13 protein-coding genes are annotated in these 13005 nt (G+C 36.7%); 1 reads left to right on the top strand and 12 read right to left on the bottom strand.

Going from position 1 to position 13005, the window contains the following annotated elements; translation table 11 throughout:
- Positions 1-33 precede the first annotated feature (33 nt).
- From N7387_RS04620 to cpxR, 12 genes are all read right to left on the bottom strand, one after another.
- Entirely contained in the window at positions 34-822 is a 789-nt protein-coding gene (locus tag N7387_RS04620; RefSeq protein ID WP_347815226.1) for a glycosyltransferase family 2 protein, read from the bottom strand.
- Positions 815-1981: a nucleotide sugar dehydrogenase gene (locus N7387_RS04615; RefSeq protein ID WP_279797252.1), complete on the bottom strand. Its 1167-nt coding sequence runs from the start codon at positions 1979-1981 to the stop codon at positions 815-817. Before N7387_RS04615 ends, N7387_RS04620 begins: the two co-directional genes overlap by 8 nt.
- A gap of 67 nt (positions 1982-2048) precedes the next feature.
- Positions 2049-3152 carry a glycosyltransferase gene (locus N7387_RS04610; protein ID WP_279797251.1) on the bottom strand — a complete coding sequence of 368 codons (1104 nt, stop codon included), beginning with the start codon at positions 3150-3152 and terminating at the stop codon, positions 2049-2051.
- 56 nt (positions 3153-3208) lie between these two features.
- On the bottom strand, positions 3209-4120 hold the full coding sequence (locus N7387_RS04605) for a glycosyltransferase (protein WP_279797249.1): 912 nt from the start codon (positions 4118-4120) through the stop codon (positions 3209-3211).
- Positions 4117-5448: an O-antigen ligase gene (locus N7387_RS04600; RefSeq protein ID WP_279797247.1), complete on the bottom strand. Its 1332-nt coding sequence runs from the start codon at positions 5446-5448 to the stop codon at positions 4117-4119. The genes N7387_RS04605 and N7387_RS04600 overlap by 4 nt, the downstream gene beginning before the upstream one ends.
- A gap of 66 nt (positions 5449-5514) precedes the next feature.
- Positions 5515-6765, bottom strand: a complete 1251-nt coding sequence (locus tag N7387_RS04595; protein WP_279797245.1) for an O-antigen translocase — start codon at positions 6763-6765, stop codon at positions 5515-5517.
- Entirely contained in the window at positions 6762-7880 is a 1119-nt protein-coding gene (locus tag N7387_RS04590; protein WP_279797244.1) for a DegT/DnrJ/EryC1/StrS family aminotransferase, read from the bottom strand. Before N7387_RS04590 ends, N7387_RS04595 begins: the two co-directional genes overlap by 4 nt.
- A 28-nt stretch (positions 7881-7908) precedes the next feature.
- On the bottom strand, positions 7909-8430 hold the full coding sequence (locus N7387_RS04585; protein ID WP_279797243.1) for a GNAT family N-acetyltransferase: 522 nt from the start codon (positions 8428-8430) through the stop codon (positions 7909-7911).
- Between the two features lie 18 nt (positions 8431-8448).
- Complete coding sequence (locus N7387_RS04580) at positions 8449-8844, bottom strand: FdtA/QdtA family cupin domain-containing protein (protein ID WP_262861605.1); 396 nt, start codon at positions 8842-8844, stop codon at positions 8449-8451.
- Complete coding sequence (rfbA, locus tag N7387_RS04575; RefSeq protein ID WP_279797241.1) at positions 8841-9713, bottom strand: glucose-1-phosphate thymidylyltransferase RfbA; 873 nt, start codon at positions 9711-9713, stop codon at positions 8841-8843. The genes N7387_RS04580 and rfbA overlap by 4 nt, the downstream gene beginning before the upstream one ends.
- A 509-nt stretch (positions 9714-10222) precedes the next feature.
- Positions 10223-11593, bottom strand: coding sequence for an envelope stress sensor histidine kinase CpxA (cpxA, locus tag N7387_RS04570; protein WP_024473658.1), 1371 nt, complete (start codon positions 11591-11593; stop codon positions 10223-10225).
- The gene (gene cpxR / locus N7387_RS04565) at positions 11590-12294 is read right to left on the bottom strand and encodes an envelope stress response regulator transcription factor CpxR (RefSeq protein ID WP_004236626.1); all 705 of its coding nucleotides are present in this window, start codon (positions 12292-12294) and stop codon (positions 11590-11592) included. The genes cpxA and cpxR overlap by 4 nt, the downstream gene beginning before the upstream one ends.
- Before the next feature lie 154 nt (positions 12295-12448).
- On the opposite strand from cpxR, the gene N7387_RS04560 reads away from it, so the two are divergent.
- Entirely contained in the window at positions 12449-12949 is a 501-nt protein-coding gene (locus N7387_RS04560) for a Spy/CpxP family protein refolding chaperone (RefSeq protein ID WP_279797237.1), read from the top strand.
- The last annotated feature ends 56 nt before the right edge of the window (positions 12950-13005 follow it).

Genomic DNA, 13005 nt, shown 5'->3' with positions numbered 1-13005 from the left:
TACTGATATTAAGAGATATTAGTTGCTAAACGGCTAATTATTTTTGCAAAAATGTTTGATAATGCCATTAATAGTATAAAAAGAAAAATACCATAGAGATTTCATTATACCATAGTTCAATGTGAAACGATAAAAATGCCACTGATGCTTTGCTGCATTAACTTTATTCTGAGTCATTCCTGAATCAGTTCTGTAATGAGCTAATATTTTTGGACAGCAGTAAGCTTTTTCTTCTTCTGAGAGAAGAGATAACCATAAAGCAAAATCCTGTCTTTTACGAATTAGTGGCATATATTTTTTTCCAAATCTGGCCGTATCATATATTGCAGTTAAGCAGCCAATAACATTGCCGTATAACGATTTTTTATAAGTTGTATATGCTGGGGTATAAATTATTTTACCCGGACCGGACCGACTAAAATGTTGATAATAACTATATGTAAAGTAATAGTCATTATCTATCATAAACTTTATTTGTTCACTTAATTTATTTTCAGACCATCGGTCATCGCTATCAAGAAATGCAATAAACCGTCCTTTTGCTTTTTCAATGCCGAGATTACGAGATACCCCAGCACCATTGTTTTTATCAGAATAAATGATTTTTACTCGATTATCATTTACTTTACTTAAAATATCAATGGTGCCATCAGTAGAGTTATCATCAACTATTATTAATTCTAAGTTTCTATAGTGCTGAGATAAAACAGAATGAATAGCTTCCTGAATGTGTTCTTCAGAATTGAAGCATGGCATAATAACAGAAACCAAGTATTTATCAGAAAAACCATCCACGTGGTTTATATCATTCATATCAATCATTGCCGAAAATATCTCTGGAATATATTTTATCCATAACATCCAGTAAATCAGGGACTATCCGATTAGCAAGAATAATATCACTTTCTTTTTTGAATAAATCTAAATCAGATACTACCTTAGAGTTAAAGAATTTATCTTCCGTTAGTGCAGGCTCGTAAACAATCACTTCAATCCCTTTAGCCTTAATTCGTTTCATTAAACCTTGAATAGCCGACGACCGAAAATTATCTGACCCTGCTTTCATCACTAAACGATAGATGCCTACTTTATTAGGTGATTTTGATATTATCGTATCAGCAATAAAATCTTTTCTGGTTCTGTTAGATTCCACAATTGCACTAATAAGATTATTTGGAATGTTGTTATAATTTGATAATAATTGTTTTGTATCTTTAGGTAAGCAGTAACCACCATAACCAAATGATGGATTATTATAATGGCCACCTATTCGGGGATCCAGTGATACACCTTCAATTATTTGTCGGGTATTTAATCCTCTGCTTTCAGCATAAGTATCCAGTTCATTAAAATATGCTATTCTCATTGCCAGGTAAGTATTTGAAAATAATTTAATAGCTTCAGCTTCAGTACTATCTGTAAAGAGAACAGGAATATCTTTCTTTATAGCACCTTCAAGTAATAAATTCGCAAAAATTTCAGCTCTTTCAGAGCGTTCACCAACAACTATACGTGATGGATAAAGGTTGTCATAGAGGGCTTTGCCTTCACGTAAAAATTCTGGTGAGAAAATAATATTAGTATAATTATATTTATTACGCATCATATCAGTAAAACCAACTGGGACAGTTGATTTTATAATAATAGTAGCATCTGAATTTATGCTATTGATATCATGGATCACTGATTCTACAGAACTTGTATTAAAGTAATTAGTTTTGGGATCATAATCTGTTGGCGTTGCAACAATGACGTACTGAGCATCGATATACGCTTCAGATTTATCAAGAGTAGCATGAAAGCAAAGTTCTCTTTCATGTAAAAATTTTTCTATTTCAGAGTCTATGATAGGCGAGCATTTATTATTTAGCATTGCTACTTTATCGGCAATAATATCAAGAGCGATAACATGATGATTTTGTGCTAATAGCATTGCATTAGATAATCCAACATAGCCAGTTCCGGAAATTGCTATTTTCATTATTAACTCTTTTTAATATAGTTCGGGAATTAAATTTATTATCCTATAGCTACTGTAGATATATATTCTAATCAGTAATTAAAGAAACTATTTTTTGCAATGATATATTTTTACTATATTTTGTTAGCATGGCATTTCTGAATGACGTGTAATCACATTTTTTATCATTTAGTTCATGTATCCATTGAGAAAGTTGATCAATAGCTAATTCTCTATCTAAGCTTGGATCTGCGAATGGATATGAGAAACATTCATCTTTTAGGTTGCCTAATATTTCTTTTGGGCCATATTTACATTCAGAGTAAATAATAGAACATCCAAAATATAATCCTTCAAGAACGACTAGTCCAAAACCTTCAACATAAGATGGAACTATTAAATAATCTGTTTTCTCAAATATTGAAGATGGGTTTTTTATTTCTCCAAGAAAATTAACCATGTTTGTAATTTTTAATTTTTGAGATAAAGATATAAGACTGTTTTTTTCTGGTCCATCACCAACAATTAAAAACTTTTTATTTTTACTATTTTCTTTATTTATCTTCTTTTGATATTTACTAATGGCTTCAAGGAAAATATCGCAGCCTTTTATTTTATTCAATCGACCGATAAAACAGAAAACTATTTTATCATCATGAATATTATGTTCAATCGTATTCTCATTATGTTGAGATAAATAATTAGGAATTAAATGTGTATTAGTTATATCATATAACGACAAAAGCTCTTTCTGAACACCTGAAGAAACACATATAATAGGGATGTTAAGTTTTCTTAGAATTTTCATTGTTATAGATATGAAAATTCTATTTAAAATATGCCTTTTTTTATATGCAACAGAAGGAACTGTATGTATAGAGGCAATTGCTTTCCATTTTTTTCGCCATGAAATACAGCAATTAATGAAATTAGCTCTTTCCATATATGATAAAACAATATCTGGATTAATTTTACAAATTTGTTTTTTACAGAAAAATATTGAGCTAATTAAGTTTCTACTATTACCTGAGTATAAGTCAATGGACGGATCTATTTTTTGATGAATTTTTCCTTGGGGTACAACTATAGAAATATCATACCCTAATTTTTTAAGGTCATTGGCATGGATAGCTGCAATTTTTTCACCTCCCCCAGTAGTAAGGGTTGGTATTAATATAACAATTTTTTTCATTTATTTCATCACGTAATATTTAATTTAAGAATAACCTCTATAGTAGAAGCTATGTATTAAAAATAACGGTAATAGATGAATTTTAATTTATCCCGGAATGAAATATTTTTAAAGTCAAAGTAAAAATCAGGAAGACGATATCTTTTATCTTGCAAAATTTGTAAAGATGACTCCAGAAATTTTCTTTGTCTTTTTAATAGGGTTATATATTTTTCCATATTATTAATGTTACTAAGTTCTGATATGTAACCATCAATAGTTAAAATTCTTCCTTTGAGTAGCTTTAGATATTCAGAGGATTCTTTTTTGTTTAAATTATTTGATATTCCAGTACCCAATCGGTATTTTACTAGCTTTTCATTAATAAAACCTATTCTTCCATTGATTAAAGCTCGGAGAGTTAGTAATTTATCTTCGCTCGGTAGAAAGTCTGGTAATGGTTTTTCTAATAAAAATTTTCTAAATGCCGCAGAACAACCTAATATGCCTAAATCATTTAGTAAATGACTATGAATATTCATATTTTTATTTCTGATATAATATTTAAAACCATATGCAGATAACGGAATTTCTTCACTATCAGGGTTAATATCAAGAGTGTTGGAATAGATACAGTTTATATCTGGATTATTATCAAAATATTTTACAATAGTTGATGTTCTGTGTGGTAATGAAATATCATCACCAGCCATTACAACAACATATTCTCCATTGATATAACTAAAAGCATGATTTAAATTCCCTATCAGACCTTTGTTTTCTTGATTATCCAGGAAAATAAAATTATTATGATGATGGCGTTTTATTATATTCTTTGTATTATCAGTACTTCCATCATCACTAACAATAATTTCAAGATTACTATAATCTTGTTCTAAAACAGATAGTAAAGCATCTTCGATATATTTTTCTTGATTGTATGATATAAGTACAAAACTAACTAATTTATTATTATAAGTTGAGTTCATATCGAATTTTTACCTCTTGAAAATAAGGAAGCTAGTATTTTTATAGTTATAATAACTGTAAAAAAATCTATCAGATAAGCAAGCCCCATAGCGGGTTCTAAAACCATTACCAGCCCTTTCATCCATAAGGTTGTAACAACAGAAGCTAAGAATAAATTATCTTTAGCTAAATAACGACAATTTGCTATTGATGACAATAATAGGCCAATAAATATGATAGCTAAAAAATTTAGACCAATAGGTAAGTAATGATAGAAATAAAGATCAAAATGACTTACAGGGCCTCCAGCCTGACTAAATGAAGGAAAGTGGTATTTCAATATTTTTTGGCCAACATTATCTAAATTTAAGGTTTCGTTATAATTAAATAATTTCCTATATAAATTCTTTCCTATCAATGCTGAAAGTGTAATATCAAAAAAATTTCCTTCTTCGATTTTGTCTATAATATTATTGGGTAATCCAAGGTATGCCTGATCTCCATTAGATAATGTCCGAAGGAATATTTTTTCTATAGCTAGAGGCGTACTTTGAGGTAAATATTGAGGATGGATATTCTTATCATTTTTCATTGAAAGACTTATTACTAAAATTGCAAATGCAAAAACCAATAAAAAGCCAAAAAATATAGAAAAAAATCTATAGAGTGTTATTTTTAATTTTTTCCCTGTGTAAATGACATAACAAAGAAATATTGAATATAAAACTTCGAGCAATGCAAATTTTGCGCCATTACTTAAAGAACTAATTAATATGGCAAATGATAAAATGATGTAGGAAATATATCTTTTTTTAGTGCTTTTTATATTTCGTATGTATACATAACTATATGCAAAAACGAATAACCGAAGCGCATCGGCTGCTCTAACTAAAGGGCCAATTCCTTTATTTTGTTCAAAGCGATTAACATCGGATGAAATATTAAGTCCTACGTTGTAGATGATAATGCTGTATAATAGGAATAGTAGTGCTACAGATAATATATAAATACTGTGACTATTATTTTTACTATTTACTAATCTCAAAAATACATTAATGAAGTTAATATTAAACTTTCTACCGACAAATAATGAAAAAATTAAAGTCAAACCAGATAATGCTACTACCAGGGCAATATATCCATCTATAAAATTAAGATAATATAGACCTAATATAATACTGTAGGTTGTACCAAATGTATAAGTCCAATAAAAATGAATTGGATCTAATATACCAGAAATACTGATTTTTCTTACTGAATAGAAGCATAGAACTATGCATACGATTCCACAAGGTAAGAATAAATCGAGGTTGGAGAAGTATGTCGAAAGGAATTCTGAATAATTCATTTTATGTGATTTTCAATGATTTTATGAATCATGTAATAATATTATAGCTATGATTTTTTGATGCTATCATCTAATGATACGCTTTATATTGAAGAATATAAATAAAAAGTAAATTATATAATTAATAAGATACGCCCATGTTACACCATACATGCCTATCTTTGATATTAAAATAAATGATAGGATGACAAAAGATGAAGAAAATATTATTTCAGTTGAAATAAACCATTTTGTTGCACCACGTGATATCATTGGATACGCATATAGCCAGCTTAATATCTTAATAACATCACCACATAGTTGAACCGAAAATAAATTTCTGGCAGGTTTGAATTCTTCAGTAAATAAAAGCCAAATTATAAAATCTCTAAGAAAATAGACGCATATTGACATTGCTATAACGATAGGAATAATTATTCGCACTGTTTTATTAATTTCACTAATTATTTCTTCTGATTTTTTCAGTGAAGACAGACGCGGAAGGTAATATGTACCGAGTGCGATAGTAATTACACCAAGATATACTTCAGATATTTTCCATATGGCTTGCCAGTACCCTGCATCATTCCAGCCTACCTGAGATATTAATATATTTCTAATTATAATAAGGGATATGGGAACAGTTGCAGCACTGGTTAATGCCATAAGCATATAGCCAGAAATAGATTTAAATGCTTGTTTATCCTGTTTTCCAATCAGGAAAGAATATTTCATCCAAGGTTGACGAAAATTAGCTAATAGCATTACAATCCCGATTAATGCAGATTGTATTGCTGCAGCCAGTAGCGCACCTTTGATATTAGCTGATATAATTAGGCTGACCATTATGGCAGATGAAATAAGTGTGGATATCATGCCAAGGCCAACAAATCTGCGATATAACTGTTGGCCATTTATAATTGAATTACATAAAGTACCTATTGCAGAAAATGGTAAGACAGATACAGTTATTACAATAACCCATGCTAAAGAAGTATTATGTAATAATATATCAGCAATATAAGAGGACAGAAGTATACCGAGTGGAATAACAAAGGCACTGATAATCGCGACCCATTTCAGAGATGCTCTCCACCATGGAGTACATGCTTCAAAACCTTTACTGTGATGTTCAGCAGTATAACGAACTATACCGTTTCCAACAGGCGCGTTTATTATTCCATTGAGGCTGGTCACTATACTCTGTATTTGACCTAGCATAGCCATACCTGTCGGACCGGTATAAACAGCTACAACTTTTGCAATTACAAAGCCCATTGCCATACGCAGCATTGTCAGTAAGCCGGTTAGGACGGATACTTTTAACAATTTTTTCACAGTGTGAAGCCATTAATTGTGTCAATTACATACTGTACGGATTTATCATCCATTATAGGGCTAATTGGAATAGAAATAACTTCTTGATGAATTTTTTCTGTTATTGGTAAATTAAGAGAACCTAATTGTTGGTAGGCTTGTTGCTTATGTGGAGGTGTTGGATAATGAATTAAAGTTTGTATACCATGATCTGAAAGATATTGCTGTAATTTTTCACGATACGGGCAGGATATCACAAATAAATGCCAAACATGCGTTTGTATTTCTTTTTTATATTCTTCAGGATTTACAGGTAGTTTTATTAATGGATTTTTGATTTTATCAAGATACTGTTGTGCTATTGATTGTCGGATCTGTGTTTCATGTGGCAGGTATTTTAATTTTACATTTAACATTGCAGCCTGAATTTCGTCTAAGCGACTATTTACACCTTGATAAATATTCAGGTATTTTTGATGAGAACCATAGTTCCGCAGTGCTAATAGCGTAGTTGCCAGCTCTTTATCATTTGTTGTGATTGCACCAGCATCACCTAATGCTCCCAGGTTCTTTCCGGGATAAAAGCTAAAGCCGGCAGCATGGCCCCAATTACCTGCTTTTTTATTCTCGATAGTTGCACCATGAGCTTGTGCGCAATCTTCTAAAACAAGTAAATTAAACTCCTCTGCGATATCCATGATTTCAGGCATAGGAGAAATCTGTCCATATAGATGGACGGGTAATATGGCTTTAGTTTTTTTTGTTAATGCATTACGAATATTTTTGATTGATAAGTTATAAGTGTCAGGATCGGGTTCTACAAAAACTGGTACTAAATCATTTTCAGTAATTGCTAATATCGATGCGATATATGTATTAGCCTGAACAATAAACTCATCACCAGCTTTTAATTTACCTAATTCTTTCCAGGCGCGCAATACAAGTGTTAGTGCATCTAAGCCATTAGCTACACCAATGCAATACTTAGTATCGCAGTACAGAGAAAAATTAGCTTCAAAGTTTTCAAGCTCCTTTCCCATGATATACCAGCCTGAATTAATGACACGATTACAAGCTTCCTTTAATTCACTTTGATATTGATTATTTATTGCTTGCAAGTCTAAGAATTTTATCATGATTTTACCTACTTTTTGTCATTGTGGTTTATAAGTATTTTTTGTATTTCTCTTTAATTTTACTAATTGATTCCGGGAGTATTTCATAATAAAAATGGATATCATCATGATGAGTTTCTTTTGCGCCAAATTTTTTATGAAATGAAATAACGCGATCATTCCCTTTCACTACTTCAAAATGGCAATGTTGATATTTCTTTATTTCAAATCCGAATTTATATACAAGTAAGGCACTCTCAATCGCTGCTGTTGCCGTTTTTTCTTGGTTTAAAATCCAGCTACCCCAGCAAAAAGATTCATTTTTTATATCATAAACCCGCACCGTACCACACGGTACTCCATCATTTCTTTCTATAATAAAATAATATTCAACATTATTTTTTTCTTTTACTTTATATTTTTTTATCCATTCTTTTTGTTGCTGAATATCAGTGCTGGTTTTTGATAAATATTTATTGTAATTGTTGTCATTACGTAGCGATAAAATAAATTCAGCGTCATCAGTTTCTACAAATCTTAGGCTGATTGTTTTTGATTGAAGCTGATACATTTTAATATCCTTTTTCTTTTATACAAACGATCTGAAATTTTCATAATTTCTGATGTAGTCAGATTCATCGTAATAATCGTTTGCTAGTACAATAATAATACAATCTTCAGAAAAGTCATGCATTTCATGCCATTGCATAGTATCAATGACTAAACCCTTGTCAGGGCTATCTAGGATAATTTCTTCTTTTTGAGTACCATTATCCATAACAAAGCGACAGCTTCCCCTTACACATACAGCGAGTTGTCTTAGTTTTTTATGTGCATGAAATCCGCGGGAAACATTTTCTTTTGTGCCAAAAATATAATAGATACGTTTTATTTCAAAAGGAATATTTTTATTCTGTTCTAATGAAATCAGGGAGCCGCGATCATCTCCAAGTGTCTTGAATTCAATTAAATTTATCAGGCTCATTCTTTATTCTCGATTAATTTAAAAAGATACTGGCCGTATCCATTCTTTTTTGATTTTTCAGCGGCATCTAATACTTGCTTTTCAGTCAGCCACCCCTGCCGGTAAGCGATTTCTTCCAGGCAAGCAACTTTAAAACCCTGCCGTTTTTCAATGGTTTCAACAAAACTGGCGGCATCCAGCAGGCTGTCGTGTGTGCCGGTGTCTAACCAGGCAAATCCGCGTCCGAGCAATTCGACTTTTAATTTATTATTTTTCAGGTAAATTTGGTTAACTGTTGTGATTTCCAGTTCACCACGCTCAGATGGCTTTATATTTTTAGCGATTTCAATAACATCGTTATCGTAAAAGTATAAACCGGTTACAGCATATTTAGATTTTGGTTTAACCGGCTTTTCTTCAATTGATACAGCATTATAGCGCTCGTCGAACTCGACTACGCCAAATCGTTCCGGATCTTGCACTTCATAACCGAACACAACCGCCCCTTCTTCTAAAGAAGCGGCTTTCAGCAGTTTAGGTGAGAAACCCTGTCCCCAGAAAATGTTATCTCCGAGTACCAGACATACAGAGTCATTACCGATAAATTTCTCACCAATGATAAAGGCTTGTGCAAGACCTTCTGGTTCAGGTTGTACGGCATATTCCAGGGAAATACCAAAATCACTGCCGTCACCTAATAAACGCTGAAAACCAGATTGATCTTCCGGTGTTGTAATAATTAATACTTCCCGGATTCCTGCCAGCATGAGTACAGAAAGCGGATAATAAATCATCGGCTTATCATAAATAGGCAATAATTGTTTTGAAATTCCTAATGTAATAGGAAATAAACGTGTACCTGAACCACCTGCTAAAATAATACCTTTCACAGAAAACCTTGCTGATTAATATAATGATTATATTCTTTTGACCATAGCTACCGCACTGGGTTACACGCTCCCAGAGTGCGCTATTGCGAGTTTATCCTACTGATTCTATTGATAAATCTCGTCAGTAAGAGTTGTGGTGTATTACAGAGGGCTGATTTTTCAATAAATTGGTAAATGATTTATACCAAATCAATCAGCGCCATTTATATTTGCTGCCAAAGGCTAGTCCGATTACCCGGACAGGTCAAGCATGATAACACTCGCGAGTCTTTCATTAAACGAACTTTATGCGGTTTAATCGGCTAATATTTTTTTTAAATTCTGTCTTTTTTGGGATGGCAGCAGAAAAAGTGTTACTTTAAGCCAGAGCTTTGGATTATTACTTTTTATAATCGGCACATGCGCAATCACAGCAGAAATGTTTTATTACATCATGTTGATAGCAATGGTGATTCTTGCTTAAGAAAGAATAGTTACCGGGACTGATTTCCCGGTAACGACAGAGAGTTTCAGCGCGGGTGCAGCGGCAGCCAGATTTCCAGCCTCAGTCCGCCGAGCGGGCTGTCGTTGGCGGTGACTTTACCGTTGTGCTGGCTGATAGCGGTGCTGACAATCGCCAGCCCGAGCCCGGTACCGCCGGATTCGCGGTCACGGGCTTCATCAGTGCGGTAGAACGGCCGGAAGATATGTTCGCGATCTTCCGGGCTGACGCCCGGACCATCATCATCCACCACAATGCTGATACCTTTGGTGTCGGCACTGAAGGCGACCTGAATGTGCTGGTTTGAGTAACGCAGCGCGTTACGGACAATATTCTCAAATGCACTGCCGAGAGCGGATGGGTTGCAGTAAATTGTCCACGGGCCCGGCGGGGAGGTGATTTCCAGCGTTTTATGGCGCTGTTCCGCCTCAAATTTCGCATTGTCGAGAATGTCATCCCACAGCTCATTGGCTTTGATGTTCTGGCGCAGCAGCTCATTTTTGTGCTGACTGCGGGAAAGCACCAGCAGGTCATTGATCATGCCGTCGAGGCGGTGAGTCTCTGTCTCGATGCGTTCCAGCTCTTTACTCTCACCGTGGCGGCGGCGCAGCAGTGCTGTGGCCAGCTGAAGCCGGGTGAGCGGGGTGCGCAGTTCGTGGGAGATATCGGATATCAGCCGCTGCTGTGCGTTCACCATGCGTTCAAGGGCGCTGATCATCTGGTTAAAGCTGTTGCCCGCCGCCAGGAATTCCTGCGGGCCGGCTTCCAGTTCCGGATGCTGGCGCAAATTCCCCTTGGCAACATCATCCGCCGCGTTTTTCAGTTTTCGTGCCGGTTTTGCCAGACTCCACGCCAGCCAGAGCAGCAGCGGGGTGCTGATCAGCATGGTGGCGGCCAGTAACAGGAACGGACGGTCGATCAGGAAGTTGATAAAATCAGACTGCGCGGTGTTCGCCGGGCGGATCAGATAAAGCTGATAGCGGTCTTCGCCGTCGCGGACTTCAAACGGCCCGAGCAGCTCAATGCGGCCATAGCGTTTCTTTTTCGGGTTGTCAGTGTTATCTGACTGGCCCATAAAGTTACGGATGACCTGGGAATCATTGCGGATAGGCCCGATGATCCGGCCTTCGCTGGTGACAATAATCAGGCGCTTGTCCGGCGGTGTCCATTTTACCAGGGCGCGGGTCAGCCGCCGCCACCAGAGCAGGTCATTCGCCGGATCCTGTGCGAGATCAGATTCAATATGTTGCTGCAGCATCATACCCTGCCGGTACTCGGCCTCCTGGAGCGGCATCAGCTGCCGGGAGTCGAGCTTCGGCACCATCAGCACCAGTAACAGCACCAGTGCCAGGGTAAACCAGAAGATGGCGAAAATCCGCGCCGTCAGGCTGCTTATCATGTTGCCGATACCATCAGGTAACCACGACCGCGTAAGGTTTTAAACCACGGCAGGCCGTCTGTGCGCTCCGGTAATTTGCGGCGCAGGTTGGAAATGTGCATATCAATGGCACGGTCAAACGGCGTCAGACGTTTGCCCAGCACTTCCTGGCTTAAGTGTTCACGGCTGACCACCTGGCCGAGATGCTGTGCCAGCAGGTAAAGCAGGGTGAACTCAGTCCCGGTCAGATCCAGCACTTCGTCACCGAAGCTGGCTTCCTGACGGCCCGGGTTGAGCTGGAGTTTATCCACCATCACCACGGAAGAGTTACTGCTGCTGTCGCTCTGCTGCTGTTGCTCACTCCAGTTGGAGCGGCGCAGAATCGCGCGTATACGCGCCACCAGCTCGCGATCGTTAAACGGCTTCGGCAGATAGTCATCCGCACCCAGTTCAAGCCCCAGAACACGGTCGAGGTCACTGCCGCGTGCGGTCAGCATAATCACCGGTGTCTGGTAGTTCTGGCGCAGTTCTTTCAGGGTTTCAATCCCGTTTTTGCGCGGCATCATGATGTCGAGCAATAACAAGTCTATGGAATCGTCAAGGAGGGTCAGTGCCTGCTCGCCGTCATGTGCAATGACAACGTTGAACCCTTCCATATCGAGTAATTCTTTTAACAGCGAGGTTAATTCGCGGTCATCATCAACAAGCAGTATTTTATTCATTATTCACGTCCTCCACGTGCAAAATACGACAACAAACGTTTCTATTCCATGACTTTACGTTCTTTTACATGCTCTGACGCATGTTTGCAGCCGGGTGCGTATAGTTAATTCCAACGGGTCAGGTGACGCAGACTCAGAAGTTTAAGGAGTTACTATGGGTAAGATAGCAACAATCACTTTAGCGTCAATGTTTGTGATGCAAAGTGCGCCCGGACTGGCGCAGGATTCAGAAAGTGATGGCTGCGTTACCCCGGTGCAGAGTCACAGTCAGTATAAAGGTATAACGACATCAGGGGGAGATGGTTATACCTCTATGTTGACCGGTATCCGGTTAACGGAACAACAACGGATGCAGTTGCGGGATCTGATGCACAATTACCGCGACCAGTTACGGAATGTCCGTAACCTTGCAGAAGATGATATCGCGCTGTACGAGCTGGTTAAGGCCGAGAAGTTTGATGAAACGGCGGTGCGTAATCAGCTGGAAAAGGAGATGCGCAAGCGGCTGGATTACCAGGTTGAGATGATACGGGTTCATCATCAGATGTATCAGTTACTCAACCAGGAGCAGAAAATGCAGCTGGATGCCAATTTTGAGCCGGAGGAGAGTATTCATACCTCATCCGCCTCCTCCGCGCAGAATATGCCGGAATGAATTTGTCAGTAGTCATTTGTCAGAGTAGTGAAGTCAGTAGAGTCAGTAGAGTCGTT

Source organism: Morganella sp. GD04133, from assembly GCF_029835375.1.
In the GTDB taxonomy this organism is placed as follows: domain Bacteria; phylum Pseudomonadota; class Gammaproteobacteria; order Enterobacterales; family Enterobacteriaceae; genus Morganella; species Morganella morganii_B.
Note: the sequence above shows the minus strand (reverse complement) of the source record. Positions and strands in the feature narration are given on the sequence as shown.